General features: G+C 41.6%; 16 protein-coding genes. 7 read left to right on the top strand and 9 right to left on the bottom strand.

Translation table 11 applies throughout. The annotated features are described in order from the left end of the window. The first annotated feature begins 22 nt into the window (after positions 1 to 22). Entirely contained in the window at positions 23 to 604 is a 582-nt protein-coding gene (locus tag EC846_RS10075; RefSeq protein ID WP_004771412.1) for a PilZ domain-containing protein, read from the top strand. Between the two features lie 9 nt (positions 605 to 613). On the opposite strand, the gene EC846_RS10070 is transcribed toward EC846_RS10075, so the two are convergent. Next, positions 614 to 1,507 carry a DMT family transporter gene (locus tag EC846_RS10070; protein WP_062847519.1) on the bottom strand — a complete coding sequence of 298 codons (894 nt, stop codon included), beginning with the start codon at positions 1,505 to 1,507 and terminating at the stop codon, positions 614 to 616. Between the two features lie 7 nt (positions 1,508 to 1,514). Next, the gene (locus EC846_RS10065) at positions 1,515 to 1,985 is read right to left on the bottom strand and encodes a YaiI/YqxD family protein (protein WP_005284529.1); all 471 of its coding nucleotides are present in this window, start codon (positions 1,983 to 1,985) and stop codon (positions 1,515 to 1,517) included. A gap of 230 nt (positions 1,986 to 2,215) precedes the next feature. Between EC846_RS10065 and EC846_RS10060 the strand changes: the two genes are divergently transcribed. Together EC846_RS10060 and EC846_RS18320 are read left to right on the top strand one after the other, a co-directional pair. Then, complete coding sequence (locus EC846_RS10060; protein WP_005256730.1) at positions 2,216 to 3,154, top strand: hypothetical protein; 939 nt, start codon at positions 2,216 to 2,218, stop codon at positions 3,152 to 3,154. A gap of 36 nt (positions 3,155 to 3,190) precedes the next feature. Beyond that, positions 3,191 to 3,334: a hypothetical protein gene (locus EC846_RS18320; RefSeq protein ID WP_004771301.1), complete on the top strand. Its 144-nt coding sequence runs from the start codon at positions 3,191 to 3,193 to the stop codon at positions 3,332 to 3,334. A 79-nt stretch (positions 3,335 to 3,413) separates the two neighbouring features. Here EC846_RS18320 and serC read toward each other — a convergent pair whose 3' ends face one another. Next, the gene (gene serC, locus EC846_RS10055) at positions 3,414 to 4,493 is read right to left on the bottom strand and encodes a 3-phosphoserine/phosphohydroxythreonine transaminase (RefSeq protein WP_123775090.1); all 1,080 of its coding nucleotides are present in this window, start codon (positions 4,491 to 4,493) and stop codon (positions 3,414 to 3,416) included. A gap of 348 nt (positions 4,494 to 4,841) precedes the next feature. Here serC and EC846_RS10050 point away from each other — a divergent pair, with 348 nt between their 5' ends. From EC846_RS10050 to EC846_RS10035, 4 genes are read left to right on the top strand one after another with little or no spacing between them, the layout of a single operon-like run. Continuing rightward, positions 4,842 to 6,338, top strand: coding sequence for a TolC family protein (locus tag EC846_RS10050; RefSeq protein WP_123775089.1), 1,497 nt, complete (start codon positions 4,842 to 4,844; stop codon positions 6,336 to 6,338). A 12-nt stretch (positions 6,339 to 6,350) separates the two neighbouring features. Beyond that, the gene (locus EC846_RS10045) at positions 6,351 to 7,514 is read left to right on the top strand and encodes an HlyD family secretion protein (RefSeq protein WP_123775088.1); all 1,164 of its coding nucleotides are present in this window, start codon (positions 6,351 to 6,353) and stop codon (positions 7,512 to 7,514) included. Positions 7,515 to 7,517: 3 nt separating this feature from the next. Next, complete coding sequence (locus EC846_RS10040; protein ID WP_123775087.1) at positions 7,518 to 8,648, top strand: ABC transporter permease; 1,131 nt, start codon at positions 7,518 to 7,520, stop codon at positions 8,646 to 8,648. Continuing rightward, a complete protein-coding gene (locus EC846_RS10035; RefSeq protein ID WP_005256722.1) occupies positions 8,645 to 9,754 on the top strand; it encodes an ABC transporter permease in 1,110 nt (369 codons plus the stop codon). The genes EC846_RS10040 and EC846_RS10035 overlap by 4 nt, the downstream gene beginning before the upstream one ends. 28 nt (positions 9,755 to 9,782) lie before the next feature. Here EC846_RS10035 and gyrA read toward each other — a convergent pair whose 3' ends face one another. The 6 genes from gyrA to EC846_RS10005 form a co-directional block, all read right to left on the bottom strand. Continuing rightward, positions 9,783 to 12,512 carry a DNA gyrase subunit A gene (gyrA, locus tag EC846_RS10030; protein WP_004771292.1) on the bottom strand — a complete coding sequence of 910 codons (2,730 nt, stop codon included), beginning with the start codon at positions 12,510 to 12,512 and terminating at the stop codon, positions 9,783 to 9,785. Between the two features lie 346 nt (positions 12,513 to 12,858). Continuing rightward, entirely contained in the window at positions 12,859 to 13,515 is a 657-nt protein-coding gene (locus EC846_RS10025) for a hypothetical protein (RefSeq protein WP_123775086.1), read from the bottom strand. 230 nt (positions 13,516 to 13,745) lie between these two features. Next, on the bottom strand, positions 13,746 to 14,708 hold the full coding sequence (locus EC846_RS10020) for an MBL fold metallo-hydrolase (RefSeq protein WP_123775085.1): 963 nt from the start codon (positions 14,706 to 14,708) through the stop codon (positions 13,746 to 13,748). 84 nt (positions 14,709 to 14,792) lie between these two features. Continuing rightward, positions 14,793 to 15,635 carry a helix-turn-helix domain-containing protein gene (locus EC846_RS10015; protein ID WP_123775084.1) on the bottom strand — a complete coding sequence of 281 codons (843 nt, stop codon included), beginning with the start codon at positions 15,633 to 15,635 and terminating at the stop codon, positions 14,793 to 14,795. Between the two features lie 76 nt (positions 15,636 to 15,711). Further along, positions 15,712 to 16,647 carry an FAD-binding protein gene (locus EC846_RS10010; RefSeq protein ID WP_004771288.1) on the bottom strand — a complete coding sequence of 312 codons (936 nt, stop codon included), beginning with the start codon at positions 16,645 to 16,647 and terminating at the stop codon, positions 15,712 to 15,714. 17 nt (positions 16,648 to 16,664) lie between these two features. Beyond that, complete coding sequence (locus EC846_RS10005) at positions 16,665 to 17,414, bottom strand: electron transfer flavoprotein subunit beta/FixA family protein (RefSeq protein WP_004771287.1); 750 nt, start codon at positions 17,412 to 17,414, stop codon at positions 16,665 to 16,667. Positions 17,415 to 17,501: the final 87 nt, after the last annotated feature.

The raw sequence follows: 17,501 nt of genomic DNA, 5'->3' as shown, positions 1-17,501 counted from the left end.
ATCTAGTCCGAGGTGATTTATTATGGAAAATTCACAACATCATCTTGTTGACGACAACACTGAACGTCGTGTGATGTCTCGTATTGATGCCGTGTTGAGAATCAACTATCAAATCATTCCCGATGATGTGGCGCTGAATGATCCTTATGATTCCCATTTCGTATTGCCACGCTATTTTCTACTACTTGCAGAGTTAGATCAATTTGATCATGCGTTTCGCTACGAATTAGAACAATTAAATGAAAAAGATCAACAAATTGCTCGCATCTTATCCCTTTTTAACCAGAAATTAAACCTGATTACAGGCTCTTATTACGACAATATCGTGCAATCTTTACTGCCCGTCCCAGAGCAGGTCAATGTTTCTGAAAATGGATTAAGTTTCTTTAGTTCTCAAGATATTAATGAAGGCACGTATATCCATATTACCTTGAGCCATCCTGAAAATTTCTTTCATATTGCTGCAATTGCTCAAGTGGTACATAGCACAGCGGAAGAGCAAGGAAAATTCCGTATCGGCGCCTACTTTATTACCTTAAATCCGCAAGATCGCGCCAAATTAGCAGCCAGTATTCGGCAGGCTCAACAAACCGAAACCAGCTGATTGCATCGTTTAAGATTTTAAACGGCGATATGCTCTTAAATCCCTAAAGAAGTAGAGCAGTAAACCAAACAGGATAATACTCGCTCCCACGAATACCTGGGCCGATATCTGTTCATGGTTGAGGTAAGCCCCGATCAGTATCGCCAACATTGGTGTCATTACAGTAGTCAGTGACAGTGTGGTCGCTTGTAAATTCTGCACCAGTTTAAAATAACAGAACATCGCAATTAACGATGCCATCACAATGGTATAAGTCAGGGCAAATAAAGATTTGGCTGAAGGAAAATGCGTTGGGGCGTATTGCCAAATCCACGGTATTAACAAAGTCGCCAATAAAGTAGAGACCAGAATTGAACCTGTCGCCTGTGCCATGACAGGTAAATCCGCATTAATCTTTTTCACGAGAAAAATGGACAATGAATAAGAAAAAACACTGATCAGCATTAAAATAATACCAATCGGCTGGACATGCTGCTGACTACCACTCAAGCAGATCATCGCCAAACCAATAATGGATGTTCCCATTCCGAGCCACTGCAAACCTGCCAGCTTCTGCTGAAAACCAAAACGACCAATCAGGCCAGCCATAATCGGTGCCAAACCAAACATCAAGGCGATCAAGCCAGAGCTCAGATAAGCTGTAGCTGCATAAGTAAAGATTTGTGAGCCAATCAGACTGAGCGAACCCGCGGCATAACTCAATAATGCAATTTTATGAACGGGGAATTTAACCTTTAACAGCAATAACACCGTCACAGCCAGCGGTAAGGCAATAAAAAAGCGGATTACCAATGCCCACATCGGGTGTAAATCTGAAACACTCCACACAATTGCAAGCGGTGTCGTTGCCCAGATAAAGACCAGTAGTCCATAGGTGAGCATGAGGTTAATACGTGATGGCATATTCAACTCAAGAAGCTGTTTTACGTTTCTGTTTTAAAATAGTCTGATCCAGTGAGCTGGAAAATTCACGTTTATCACGTTCAGAAATAGGCGGTGGCCCACCAGTTTGCACCCCAGCCCCACGTAACGTATCCATAAAATCACGCAAGTGTAGGCGTGCTTTCACATTGGCTGTGGTATAGATTTCACCGCGTGGATGGATGGCAATACCGCCCTTTTCAATCACTTGAGCCGCCAGTGGAATATCTTGTGTAATGACAATGTCATTTTCTTGCATACGTTCCACAATCTCTTGGTCAGCCTGATCTGCCCCACTCATCACCTGAATGGACTTAATCCGCATGGAAGGTGTGATACCGACATTCTGGTTAGCAACAAAGGTTACTTCGAGTTGGTAACGATCCGATGCGCGTAAAATCACTTCACGTAAAATTTTAGGTAAAGCATCAGCATCTACCCATAATTTAAATGGCAGCACGTTGACGAAAGCTCTTGAGAAGAAAAAGCTAGTGTAGCAGATTACGGGAAAAGTAGAGTTAACATCCTTGCAGCAATCCCATCAATTTTTGATTTCATTCAGGGAGGATAGAACCCTAATCTCCAGATTAAAAATGAAATAATTTTTAGAGAATTACAGATTCAGACTTGAAATATCCCAGTTACCCTCGATTTAATAGAATAAGTTCAATCTTTTTAGCATCTCGCTTTATGAAAAATCAAAACAGTCCAGAAATCATTAAAATTCAAGATCAAAATTTCGGTAATCATGTCGAGCATTGGAACTTATTGACTGACACACCCGAAACAGATGTTCCCAAATGGTTAGGATTGGCACTTGATGCACCCGTAATGCCAATGGGGCTATGTGAAGATGAACATGAGATGGATCAGACATTCTGGTTAATCCAAGGCCCAAGTGGTGAATCTGTTTCCATTAACCAGATCATTGCAGTGGAAGATCAAAAACCACGCGCATTAAAAACAGCCTTTCCAAGTTTTGAAAGTCCATATAAATATGATGCGAAAATTGAGCGAATTATTACCTGTGATTCTGCCACTCAAGCAGTGTTACGATTAAATTTAAATAAAGATACGACCATTTATGCGTTCGATAATTTATTCAGTGTAAATAGCTGTCAATATGACAAAAACCAAAGCTATAAAGTTCAGTTTAATGCTTGGGCATATGAATTAGAAGCGGTTGCTCCAGATGAGAAAATCATTGTTGATGACCCTGCTTCAATTAAACATCACCGCGCATTAAATGCGATTTTGGCAGAACATAATGGGGTTGCCCCAGAAAATTTACAGGAACTGATTAATGACTGGCAGCCAAAAACGCCAGAAGATCAAGAACCTGTTACTGTCGACTTTTCTAAAATGGTGGCCTATTTATTCGGTGAAACTTTAGGTCAGGAAGATGAAGCCTGGTTCCAAGGTAATATCGTCGGTAAAACTCAAATGCAGTTTATGCAGGATGAATATACCCTTTATGACGTGACGCTGGTTTTAGAAGATGATTTACCTGCAATCCTGATTCGTATTGCAACTAAAAATGAATTGTATAAAAACTTTAACATTGGCCAATATATTCGCGGCAACCTATGGATTCAGGCCAATATTTATGCTAAAACTGCTACTGAGTGACAAAAAATCACATAAATGGCATTTTTAGGCGTTCTAATGAAAATTATACCAGAACAAACGACCACCAGTCTGATTCATTCGAGTGATCAAGGTCTTAAACTTGATGTTGGTGCTTTTTGCTTTTTCTTACTTGGTATGTTCTTAGCAGCACTTATTTTTCATCAAATTGGTTTTTTCTAATTTTTTGACCATTAACTACCTTATTCGCATATAAAAGCCCTCAATGATGAGGGCTTTTATTTTAACTGGTGTTTATTGCTTAACCATGACGTTTCGCAAAATCATCCATAAAGTTTACAAGGGCTTGTACGCCTTCTAATGGGACTGCATTGTAAATACTTGCACGCATACCACCTACCGAACGGTGGCCTGCCAAGTTCAATAAGTGATGCTGTTCAGCTTCTTGCAAGAAAGTCTTTTCAAGCGCTTCGTCAGCTAAAGTAAATGGTACATTCATCATTGAACGGTTTGGCACTGCGATCGGATTGTTATAGAAATCGCTCGAATCAATATAGCCATAAAGTAACTTGGCTTTCTCTTGATTCACTTTATAGATTGCATCTACCCCACCCTGCTCAAGTAACCACTCAAATACAAGACCTGATAAATACCATGCATAGGTTGCTGGGGTATTTACCATTGAACTATTCTTGGCTTGATCTGCATATTTCAAGATGCTTGGAATTTCAGGCTTAGCTTGATCAAGTAAATCATCACGAATAATGACAATGGTCAAACCGGCTGGGCCAATATTCTTTTGCGCACCCGCGTAGATCAAGCCAAATTTGCTTACATCCAAAGGTGCAGACAAGATACTTGATGAATAATCACATACCAACGGTGCATTTACATCTGGAATCGCAGCGAACTGTAAACCGCCGATCGTTTCATTATCAGCATAATGCACATAAGCAGCGTCATTCGAAAGATTCCATGTACTTTGTTCGGTAATCGCATGTTTACCATCAATCAAAGTACCCGCTTCAACGATATTAATATCGCCATAGCGTTTCGCTTCTTTTAGCGCTTTCTCAGACCAGATGCCAGTATGGATATAATCTGCCTTGTTATTTTTGCCTAACAGATTCAATGGAATCGCTGAAAACTGTAAGGATGCACCACCTTGTAAAAACAATACTTTATAGTTTTCAGGAATGTTCATGAGCTTACGTAAGTCAGCTTCAGCCTTCTCTGCCACAGCAACATAATCGCTGCTACGATGACTCATTTCCATGATCGACAAACCTTTGCCCTGCCAATTCAACAATTCTTGTTGAGCTTTTTCTAAAACGGCAGTAGGTAATGCAGCAGGACCAGCGCAGAAATTATAAGCACGCATGAGTTTTCCCTTGTTAAAGTGGAACAAATTGGAATGGGAATTTAATCATAGATTGGCGAAGCTTGCAGCAGCTTATCCAGTAAATATTTCAATTTGACTGCAAAAAAAGTATTAATTTTTCAATCATGTTCTGTCATTACAATTATTTTAGGCCAAACGTTATAATTGTTTTCTCTAGCATGAAATACCCCTGTTTTTCGCCATTTTATTTAGATTAAAAACTCTACTTTTTACAAATTCACTACACCAATCCCAGCGATATAACTATTTAATTAAAAACATAATATTTTAATTTTATAAAAAGAATTTAGACTACCTCAGGATATTATTAAATTGCGACATACCATAATGTTGAAACGACATGATCGACCGAGTTTTAAGGTCAAGCGGTTTCCCAAAACGTTAAGCTTGAGTATAAGCCTGATCAGCTGTGCCTTATTTTCATCTTCTTTATTTGCCCAGACATTCAGTTATAGTGAAGCTGAACACTATGTGGTTGAAAATGCTTATGCCTCCCAAGCACAGCAAGCCTTGCAACAAGCGTCACAACTTGAGATGGAAGCCGTTAAAAATTTAGGCCTTCCCCGTATTGATTTAAATGCGCGTGCTTATTCATTTCATAGCGAAACCAGCGTGCCTTTAGCTTCGAGCAAGCGACGACTGGAAAATTCGCTGACCCGTGGTTTTGATGACAAATTATCGCAATGGGAAAATGTGTTACCACCTGAAGTGATTGATCAGGTCGGTCAGGGATTTGATCAAACTGTAAGTGAAGGTCTGAATCAGGTGCCGAACAATCTCGATGTTACGGTCAAAGACCATGATGTCCGCACTTCTGTTTCGATGGTTATGCCACTCTATACTGGCGGTAAAATTAGCAGCGCCAAACAGATTGCAACAATTCAGGCTCAACGTTCAAACATTAGCGAAAAACAACAACAAGACTCGCAACGTTTTGAGATGATTCAGTCTTATTTTAATGTGCAATTACAGCAGCAATTACTCAATGCCAGCCTGTTTAATTTAAATTCGATGCAAGAACATTATAACAATGCACTTAAATTAGAGAAGCAAGGCTTTATTAATAAGGGCCAGCGTATGCAATTTGAGGTGGCACGCAATAATGCAGAACGCACCTATCAAAATGCACAATCCAATTTACAAGCTAGTCAGTTTAGCCTGCAAAATTTATTAAAAACCAAAGAAAGTTTAAATCTCACCACGCCCCTGTTTGTAAATAATGCACAAAACCATTCTCTAGATAAAATGCTGGCAAATTACGATCAAAATTCCAGTTTGATCAAAAAGCTGCAAATGGATACCCAACTTGCCAATGAAAATGTCAAAGTTCAGCAATCTGCAAAAAAACCGAGTGTTTTTGCCTTTGGTGAATATGGACTAGACAGCAAAGAGAACTGGATTGTCGGTGTGATGGCCAAATACAATTTGTTCTCAGGCATTGATAACAACAAAAATATACGTGCAGCCGAACTTAAAAAATATGCAGCAGAGCTAATGACTGAACGCACCAAGCAGGAAGTTGAAAATGTGCTGTACAAATCTTATAGCGAATTAAGCTCGTCTCAGACCAGTCATCAATTGCTGGTTCAAAACACTAAAGCTGCGCAAGAAAACTTACGTATTCAACAGCTTTCATTTAAGGAAGGTATGGGTACAGCGACACAAGTTATTGATGCACAAAATGCCTTAAGCGCATTAAGAAGTGAAATGGCCGTTAATTCCTATAAATACATTTTATCTTTAGCGACCCTTTTACAAAGCTATGGCTCGATTGATGAGTTCAGGCTTTATGTTAATCAACCACGTACTGACTATATCCGTTAATTGGAGAATTTTATGAGCCAAGATCAATCATCATCCAATTCAGAACGCGATAAAGATCAAGTAGGTAATAAAGCTGAAACTCAAGCATCTGAATCACCTCAAGCGCAAGTGAGCGCGACTGAGAAAGTCGCACAGCCACAACCTGAGACATCAAATTCCAATACACAGCAGCAGCCGAATGAGCCCACTAAAAAAGGCAAGGCAAAAATCATCGGCCTGATTATTTTGATTCTACTTTTAGGTTTAATCGCTTTTGGCTTATGGAAAGCTTATCAACCTCAGGCCATTGAGTTACAAGGTCGGGTTGAGTCAGAAACTGTGCATATCAGCACCAAAGTGCCAAGTCGTATCGAAGAGTTCTATGTTTCCGAGGGACAGCCGATTAAGAAAGGTCAGGCACTGGTTCGTTTTGTCAGCCCTGAACTCGAAGCGAAAAAAGAACAGGCTCAAGCAGCTTTACAAAGTGCAACTGCATTCCATTCCACTGTGTATCGTGGTGCTCAACAAGAAAATATCGAGACACTGTATGCCAACTGGCAAGCCATGAAAACTCAGGCAGAATTGGCAGCAACCACCTATAAACGTGGTGAAACCTTATATCAACAAGGTGTGATTTCTCGCCAACGCCGCGATGAAATGCTTGCTGCACAAACTTCTGCACGTGAGACTGCCGAAGCCTCTTATCAACAGTATGCGCGTGCCAAACGCGGCAGCACCGAACAACAGAAATCGACGGCTGATGCACAAGTTGCGATGGCACAAGCCGCTGTGAAAGAAGCCAATGCATTAACCGAAGAAACCAAACTGTACTCACCTACAGACGGAACCGTATCTAAAACCTATGGCAAGCCGACTGAATTAGTCGCAACAGGCGTGCCAGTCGTTAGCATTATTGAAGACCATGATTTGTGGGTCAGCCTAAATGTCCGTGAAGACATGTACAGCTCTGTTTATAAAATGAAAACCATTGAAGGTTTTATTCCTGCATTAAATCGTAAAGAAACCTTTAAAGTAAAAAATATTGATGCCGAAGGTGATTTTGCAACGATTAAAACCACGCGCCAAACTGGTGGTTATGACATCCGCAGCTTCAAATTTCATTTGGTGCCTGAGCAAAGTATTCCTGATTTAAAAGTCGGCATGAGCGTATTATTCAAAATAGAAGAGGCAAAATAACCGATGTTTGCTGTCATGCTTCGGGAATTACGCTATCTCAAACGCCATAAAGTAGATCTTTTTATGGCGGTGATCGCGCCTTTGCTAGTCATTCTGCTCTTTGGCAGCATGTTTTCAGCAGGTAAGGCCGAACATCTTCCTATTGTTGTGATTGACCAAGACCAAAGTGAAATGAGCCGTAAGGTGATTCGTAGCTTAAGCCTTAACCATACTTTGCAAGTAAAAACCATTACTGCCAGTCAGGATGAAGCAGAACGGCTCATCAACAAGACTGAAGCATGGGGATTTGTCATGATCCCCGAAGGTGCTGAACAACGTCTGGTCAAAGCCCAGGATGCGCAAATCAGTATTGCGTATAACCAGTCTTTTTTTAGTATCGGTAATACCATTTCCTCCGCCATGCTCATCAGCACCCTAAATGGTATGGCTGAATATATGGGACAAAGCTACCTGTCCAACACGATCCCCTATCTGGACATGCCGACCCCGCATATCAAGATTTCAACCCTATATAACCCAAGCATGAGTTATGAGTTATTTCTTGAGCCATTTATGGTGCCAGCCGTTTTACACTTATTGCTCTGTTGCTGCGTGGCTTTTGCCATCGGGCAAGAGTTTAAGCGCAAAACAGTGGGTGAATGGGTCAGTTCCAAACAAGTCATTTCCAGCCTGCTCGGTAAAATCTTGCTCTATGTCTTTATTTTCTGTGCCTGGACCTGGTGCTGGATGTTCTGGTTAGCGCAAATCCGCGGTTACTTTATTGCGGGTTCACTCACGCTGATTTTGGCAGCACAATTTTTATTGTACTTTTCCTATGCCGTGATCAGCAGTACTGTGGTTCTTGCGACCCAGAATCTTCCCAAAACCTTTGGCTTTATTGCACTGTATGGTGGTTCTTCACCAAGTTTTTCAGGAATTACCCTACCCTTGAATAACGCGCCAGCATTTACCCAGTTCTGGTCAATGATTATTCCCTATACACCTTATGCCAAGCTGCAAACCGAACAGTGGATTATTGGCAGTGATGTGCATGTCTCAATGATTCCTTTTGGCATTTTAGTGGTCTTCGCGGGCTTATTCTTTGCCTTGAGCGTGCGTCTGTTAAAGAAAAATACTCAGGAGCTATGTCCATGAAGTCATTTTTCAGCTATTACCTACAGACCTTTAAAAATATTTTTGCCAACAATTCAGTGTTTACCACCTTAATTGCGGCAACGCTACTTTATAGTTTTTTCTATCCGACCGCCTATAAGGCACAAACAGCGGAAGATATTCCGATTGTGATCGTGGATGAAGAACAAAGTATTTTGACCTCAAAAATCATTAGCCAAGCCTCGAATAGTCCACATATCAAAATCACCACGGTGACGGATAATTTTCTGGAAGCGCAGCGCATGGTGCAGAACCAGCAAGCTGAAGGTATCTTGTTACTGCCTGAAAATCTCACTAATAGTTTGAAACGAGGTGAAATGGGTGGGATTGGTCTCTATTTAAGTACGGCGTATTTTATTCGAACCAAAGAAGTTGGCGTCGGTTTAGCCAGCTCAATTGAATATACGCTGAAAGAGCATTTAGAGAAATTTGGCAATGCTTCCGCGTTTGAACCAGAACTTTCGATTCATCAGATTCCACTGTTCAACACCATGTCGGGTTATGGTAGTTATATCTTCCCTGCTGTCGCTAGTTTAATTATTCATCAAACGATTCTGCTTGGTCTTGCCATGCTGATCGCCAGTTACCGCGAACAAGGCTGGGTCGCAAAACCAGTTGAATTTTGGGCAACATTTGCCGCCATTTTCACGACAGGCTGCCTCAGCTGTCTGTATTTATTCGGCTTTACCTTCTGGCTATATGAATTTCCACACGGCGGAAACTTCTGGGGCATGTTGCTTGCCGTCCCAATCTATGTCAGCTGTGTGATTGGCTTAGGCATGCTGGTAGGTTCACTGGTGGATATGCCTGAACGGGTTGGACATCTGATTGTAGTGACGTCTGTTCCATTATTCTTACTGACCGGAACAGCGTGGCCTCATGAAGCCATGCCACACTGGATGCAATGGTTTGCCTGGATATTTCCTTCAACTCATGGCGTGCAAATGTTTGTACAGCTCAATCAAATGGGTGTACCAACCTCCATTGTGGTACCAAAACTGATTTATCTGGCAACAGTAGCTGCAATTTTACTGGCAATTTCTTATTACCGTTTAGTGATGATGCAACCCATAAAAAAAGGAAGCTAATTAGCTTCCTTTTTTATTACCTCAATGATTACGCTTCAGGCGCATCATCTTTTGGCTCAGCAACAACTTCTTCAGAAGTCACTGTTTCAGCTTCGGTATTTTCAACTTCATCTATAGCATCTAACTCTTCGTCATCTTCTACAGCTTCAATTGAAACCACACCCACCAATGTCTCAGCATCGCTTAAGCGGATCAAACGAACACCTTGCGCGTTACGGCCTGTTGTTGCAACTTCAGCAGCGCGCGTACGTACTAATGTACCACCATCAGAAATCAACATGAGTTCTTTGGTTTCATCAATCGATACGGCACCCACAAGCTCACCATTACGCTCACTTGTCTTGATTGCAATTACGCCCTTACCACCACGTTTCTTGGTCGGGAAGTCATCTACTGGCGTACGTTTACCATAACCGTTGGCACATGCACACAGAACCTCACCCGTTTCAGGTACAACTACAAGCGAAACGATACGGCTGACTAAGTTTGAATCTGATGAATCATCATTGTCATCACTATCATCATTTTCAACGTCAGCATCTTCAGCTTCGATACTGTTGCTTGCAAAGCTGACACGCATACCGCGTACACCTTTCGCAGTACGACCCATCGCACGAACATCAGTTTCAGCAAAACGGATTGCCTTACCTTCATTCGAGAACAACATGATCTGCTGATTACCATCGGTAATCGCAACACCAATCAGGGTATCTTCTTCATTCAGCTCGATCGCACGTAAACCGTTTGAACGCACATTACTAAATTGTGCAAGTTCAACACGTTTTACCGTACCTGACCCAGTCGCCATAAACACGTAATGGTTCTCAGGGAACTCCGTCAACGGTAAAATAGCAGTCACAGTTTCATTCGCTTCCAGAGGAAGTAAATTGATAATTGGACGACCTTTTGCACCACGAGATGCTTGCGGTACTTCAAACACTCTCAAGCGATAAACTTTACCGACATTGGTAAAGCACAGCACAGTTGCATGGTTCGATGCCACAATTAAATGCTGGATGATGTCATCATCTTTCATTGCAGTTGCAGACTTACCACGACCACCACGGCGTTGCGCTTGATAATCAGAAAGTGGTTGAGTTTTTGCATAACCTGTTTGAGACACAGTCAATACAACTTGCTCTTCAGGAATTAAGTCTTCACGGCAGAAATCAACGCCAGATTCCACAATCTCAGTACGACGACCATCACCGTATTGCTGCAAAATCAAGGCAAGTTCTTCACGAATCACATTCATCAATAAGTTGAAATCATTGAGGATTGCCGTTAATTCAGCAATTTGACCCAAAATTTCAGTATATTCAGCATGTAACTTATCTTGTTCCAAGCCCGTTAAACGGTGTAAACGCAATTCTAAAATCGCAGCCACCTGAGTTGGTGACAAGCGATAGATATCACCTGACAAGCCAAATGGACGTGCTGGATCTTCGCCTTCAATCTCGTCTGGACGAACTGAAATTGCACCTGCTTTTTCGAGTAAGGCAACAACACCACCACCAGCCCACTCGCCAGACTGTAAACGTTCACGCGCTTCAGCCGGGTTTGCAGATGTTTTGATGGTTTCGATAATTTCATCGATATTGGCTAATGCAACGGTCAAACCTTCCAAGATATGACCACGCTCACGTGCTTTACGCAATTCGAACATAGTACGGCGAGTCACAACTTCTTGGCGGTGACGAATAAATGCCGCAATAATATCTTTCAGGTTCATCAACTTCGGCTGGCCATTATCCAGACAGACCATGTTGATGCTGAACGAGTTTTGAAGCTGGGTATGCAAGAACAGGTTATTCACCGCAACTTCTGCATTTTCGCCACGTTTCAAGTCGATGGCGATACGCATACCTTCTTTATCAGACTCGTCACGAAGCTCTGAAATACCTTCCAGTTTCTTTTCTTTGACTAACTCGGCAATACGCTCAATGGTTTTTGCCTTGTTCACCTGATAAGGAATTTCAGTAAAGACGATCGTAGTACGACCTGTTTTCTGATCTTCTTCGAAGTGATATTTACCACGAATATGCAAACGGCCTTTACCGGTACGGTAAGCATCTACAATGCCTGATTTACCGTAAATAATACCGCCTGTAGGGAAATCTGGACCCGTAATGTGTTCCATCAATCCTTCTATAGAAATATTCGGATTATTGGCATAAGCAAGACACGCATTCACAACTTCTGTCATGTTGTGTGGCGCCATATTGGTCGCCATACCCACCGCAATACCTGTCGTACCGTTAATCAGAAGATTAGGAATACGTGTTGGCATCACCTGAGGAATACGCTCGGAACCGTCGTAGTTGTCTTCCCAATCAACAGTATCTTTTTCTAAGTCTGCCAAAATTTCATGGGTTAACTTTTGCATACGAACTTCGGTATAACGCATTGCAGCCGCACTATCGCCATCGACCGAACCGAAGTTACCCTGACCATCCACCAGCATGTAACGCAAGCTAAAGTCCTGCGCCATACGAACGATTGTTTCATATACTGCGCTGTCACCATGCGGGTGATATTTACCGATCACATCCCCGACAACACGAGCAGACTTTTTGTATGCTTTGTTATAATCATTGCCCAATTCGTGCATCGCATATAACACGCGACGATGAACAGGTTTTAGACCGTCTCTCACATCTGGCAATGCACGAGATACGATTACGCTCATCGCGTAATCTAGATATGAATGCTTGAGTTCGTCCTCAATGGCAATCGGTCTGATTTCCGATACGCTCATGCATACTCCTTGTTTACAGGTAGAGAGTTGTACCTGTTTTTATGTCTTCAATCTTGCAAAAATTCAGCTCAAAGACTTGAACTAAAAATAAAAAATACAGCGAAAAATTATAGCATAAAGGACGAAATAACGGTAAGTTTAGAACCGCAAAAATAGCATTTTTTTACAATAAAAAGAATATATAAATGAATGACTTAAAATTACTAAAAACAGAAAAGCGCCGATAAAAATACTTTACGAAGCACTTTGGATAAAAAAACAGCAAAACCTGTTCCCAAAGTCGCTCCTTCGCCGCAATTCTGTAAAAGCCATAACCCCAATTAAACTGTTAAATAACGCTCAATTTTTATTGATAAGGTTTAGGTGAGAATTCTGCTTCCATTGCCAGCGTGAGCTTGTCTTGTTCAGTCACACGATCCTGTCGCATAAAATAAAAAGCAGAAAAGAACAGCGCAAGAATAAATGGATTTTCGTACAGCTCTTCCACAATATCCTGAGTGGCGTGATTACTGAGTAACAAGGTGTCAATAAAGCGATGATGCTCGATACTATCCGCCAGAAACAATGACAAAACCGCAATCAGTAAATACCAGAACGGCAACTTGACCTGTTGCCACTTATACTTAATTTCAGCTCTTAAATGAGAAGAAAACAGCATAAAAACAACAGGTGCAATCACAAAAATTGAAATGATCCGATAATAGATATGGGGAACTTCAGGGAAAAAGTCACGCCCCCAACTAATGCTTCGCCCAAAAAACATCAACCACCATGCCATCGCCCATAACCAAAACCATTTTTTCTGCTCAGTTAAAGTCTTAGGTTTGACATAGAACCATGTAAAGGGAACACAAGCCAATAACACAATGGCCTGAACTGCCTCTAAAAAATGAACATTCCATGTCAGCAGCACTGAACTCTCAGCAATGGCTAGAAATGCGGTGAGAAATAAAAGGGAGAATAGAACTAATACAACGCCATTTAAACGAAAATCAAACTTCATTATTCAACAAAAAACTATCGAAAATAGAATTTTAACAAAAGTGTACTAACGAGTACACTTTTAGCTTAATTGAAATTAACCATTAAGAAAAATTTAAATTAATACAAATTAAATCAGTATGTTAAACCCGTAACAAAATCGTTGCATAAAGGAAACGCTCTGTTTCATAAGTATGAATCTTCGATCAGCAAAGAAAAAATCGAAGCCATCCTCTCACCATCATCTCCCATTCACTGTTCTGGACGATATTGTGCTGGAATCCATTGATAGCCCTGCGCATTTTTACCGATATGACCAATTCCGGGAAATGCCACATGCGCAGCGCCAATCCACCAATGATTTTGATAAGCTTGCTCAAATATATTTTTACGTACTGCGATGGCACGTTTAGCATCAGTATCTGGTTTATAGCTAGCTTCAGGATATGGAAATTGCACGGCCGCATAATGCACCACATCACCCAAGCCCAAAAACTTTTGTCCATTTTTTCCATCGATCAGATAAGAAGAATGACCTTCGGTATGACCCTGTGTACTGATCAGTTCAACATTCGGCACATCAAAAGAGGTTTTGCTAAAGGCAATCAACTGTCCTGTTTGCTGATAAGGCTTTAATGCATCTCGGGTCATTTTGAATAAAGGTTTAAAAAAGTCACTGGCTTTTGCCTCATTCTGAGCAGAGGTCCAGTAATCTACATCCGCTTTCGCCAAATAGACCTTGGCATTTGGATAAACCATTTTCCCATCCAGCGTAATTCCGCATAAGTGATCAGGATGCGCATGGGTAATCAGAATCGTATCAATCTGCTCAGGTTGTAAGCCTGCCTTTTTTAAGTTTTCTGGAACATGACCCAAGCTCGGGCCAAAACATTTTGCAGTACCCGCATCAACTAAAATATTCTGTGTCGGCGTCTGTACTAAATAAGCCGAAAAATCGGTCACGACTTGGTTATGTTCATCGACAGGTACAAAATTCTCTTCGAATAGCTGATTGGCTTTTGCAGATGAAATTCCCAGCAAATCACTACGAGGTAAGCCCAGCTCCCCATCAAACAGCGCTGTGACTTTCAAATTTCCAACGGGCTGTAAAAAATATCCCGCGACCTGCTTTACCTGAGGACTGGATTCAGCATGTGCTGCACCAGCACTAAACATTAGTGCAATTAGAATGGGTTTTAATAATTTCACGTTCATCGCCCTGATATTAGATTGATCTAAATCTAACGCTGTTGAATGATTAAAATCGCTCAATTATCTACGCGAAACGCTCAATTTAGTTTATTCCAAGGATAGAACGGCGGGATCAACCTCATAACGCTGTATAAATCTCTCACGAAAGGTTGCAGCAGATTGATAACCAGACTTCGCTGCAATCGTTTTCATCGGTAGCTTGCTTGAATAGAGCAACTCCAAGGCATGGGCTAGACGTGCATGCGTAATGATTTCTCTTAAAGAAATTTGTTCATGGCTCAATTTACGCCGCAATGTGGCGCTACTTAAACCTAAGCGGCTTTCAATTTCACTAGATTTCCATTGATGTTGAGGCTGATCCAGCACCCACTGGTAAATCTGTTTTGACAGTTTTAGAGGAGGCACAATCAGCACATCTGCACAATGCTGCTGACATAACTGCACAAGGATGGCTGCAATCGATAAGCGAGCCTTAACGAAATCCTGCTCAAATAAAGCCTTTTGCCAAGCGAGAAGATGTGGGGCAAAATCCTCAATTGAAAACTGCAAGATTGCTTCTGTTTTATCGGTAATGGGCTTGGCCCAAATCATCTGTGCCGCATGAATCACTTCTTCACACATCGGCACCAGAATCGTCAAATATTCTCCTGTTTCCTGATCTGGAATATTGATGGTATCCGCAACAGTATCAGGCTTGATAATAAACAGATCACCCGTCCTGAGGTTAACCTGCTGGTTATACATTTTTAATTGTTGTTGCCCATGCAGAATCATCCCCATGTGCAATTGGTTCACTTGAATATTCGATAGTCCATGCTGATTTTTCGCCCGAATACATAAGTAATCTCGCGCCATATCTGCAAGTGCCAATCTGACCAGCGAACGATGTAAATACTGTTCATCCATCGCAGCCGTAGAATCAATATTCATGATCAACCCAATAAAAAACGCCCTTGCGCAATTTATAGCACAAGGGCGTTTTCTTGAATAAGTGGCAGACTGTAAATTACAGTTTGCTTACCAATTCTGGAACAACAGTGTTCAAATCACCAACTAACCAGTAGTCAGCAACGCTGTTGATTGGCGCTTCTTCGTCTTTGTTGATCGCAACAATAACTTTAGAATCTTTCATACCTGCCAAGTGCTGAATCGCACCTGAGATACCAATCGCCATATAAAGATCAGGCGCAACGATTTTACCCGTTTGACCAACTTGGAAGTCGTTTGGTACGAAGCCAGCATCTACTGCAGCACGTGAAGCACCTTGAGCAGCACCAAGCTTGTCAGCCAATGGATCAAGGACTTTGTGATAGTTTTCACCAGAACCTACACCACGACCACCAGAAACAACGATACGTGCAGCAGTTAACTCTGGACGATCAAGTTTCACGATTTCTTCATTTACAAAGGTAGAAATACCAGCGTCTTTTGCTTCAGCAACAGCTTCAACCGCAGCAGAACCGCCTTCAGCAGCAACTGCATCAAATGCTGTACCACGAACTGTACCAACGATGATTGCTTCATCAGATTGAACAGTTGCAATCGCGTTACCCGCATAGATAGGACGCTTGAATGTATTTGCAGATTCAACAGCAATGATGTCTGAAATCATGCTTACGTCAAGAAGTGCAGCAACGCGTGGAAGAATATTCTTACCAGTCGTTGTAGACGCAGCTAATACGTATTTGTAGCCGCCTTTCGCGATGTCAGCAACTAAGCCAGCAACGTTTTCAGCCAATTGGTTTGCATAAGCAGCATTGTCAGCAAGTAATACTTTGCTCACGCCAGCAACTTTAGCAGCAGCATCTGCAACTGCTTGAGCGCCAGAACCAGCAACTAATACAGTAATATCACCACCGATTTTTTGAGCTGCCGCAACAACGTTTAAAGTTGCACCGTTAAGTGTCTGGTTGTTGTGATCAGCGATAACTAAAATACTCATGATTTTATCCTTCTGTATTAGATCACTTTCGCTTCATTTTTCAATTTTTCAACAAGCTCGTCTACAGACTTCACTTGTACGCCAGCTTTACGTTCAGCAGGAGCTTCAACTTTAATTGTTTTAAGCTTAGTACCTGTTGCAACGCCATAATCAGCAGGTGATTTAGTATCAAGTGGCTTTTTACGCGCTTTCATGATGTTTGGAAGAGCAGCATAACGTGGCTCATTCAAACGTAAGTCAGTTGTGATGATTGCAGGAAGTGCAAGCTCAACAGTTTGTAAACCACCGTCGATTTCACGAGTTACCTGAACTTTACCACCGTCAACTTTAACTTCAGATGCGAAAGTACCTTGACCTGCACCAAGTAAAGCACCAAGCATCTGACCTACTTGGTTAGAGTCGTCATCAATTGCTTGTTTACCAAGAAGAATAAGTTCTGGTTTTTCAGCATCAACTACGCCTTTCAAGATTTTAGCAACTTCAAGAGCGCCAACTTCATCAGCAGTTTCAACTAAAATACCACGGTCAGCACCTAGAGCCATTGCAGAACGAATTTGTTCTTGAGCTTCTTTAGCACCCACTGAAACAACAACGATTTCAGAAACTGTTCCTTTTTCTTTTAAGCGAACCGCTTCTTCCACTGCGATTTCACAGAATGGGTTGATTGACATCTTAACGTTGGTAAGGTCAACCCCACTATTGTCCGGCTTAACACGAACTTTAACGTTGGCATCAACCACACGTTTTACAGCGACAAGAGCCTTCATGTAATCCTCGGCTGTTCTAAGCAAGTAAATGTAATGAAGAGTATTCTAACTCTTCGATTGAAACTTTTTAGGTGCCCTATCTTGCAA

It is taken from the genome of Acinetobacter sp. BIGb0102 (assembly GCF_003815055.1).
GTDB lineage: Bacteria > Pseudomonadota > Gammaproteobacteria > Pseudomonadales > Moraxellaceae > Acinetobacter > Acinetobacter vivianii.
Note: the sequence above shows the minus strand (reverse complement) of the source record. Positions and strands in the feature narration are given on the sequence as shown.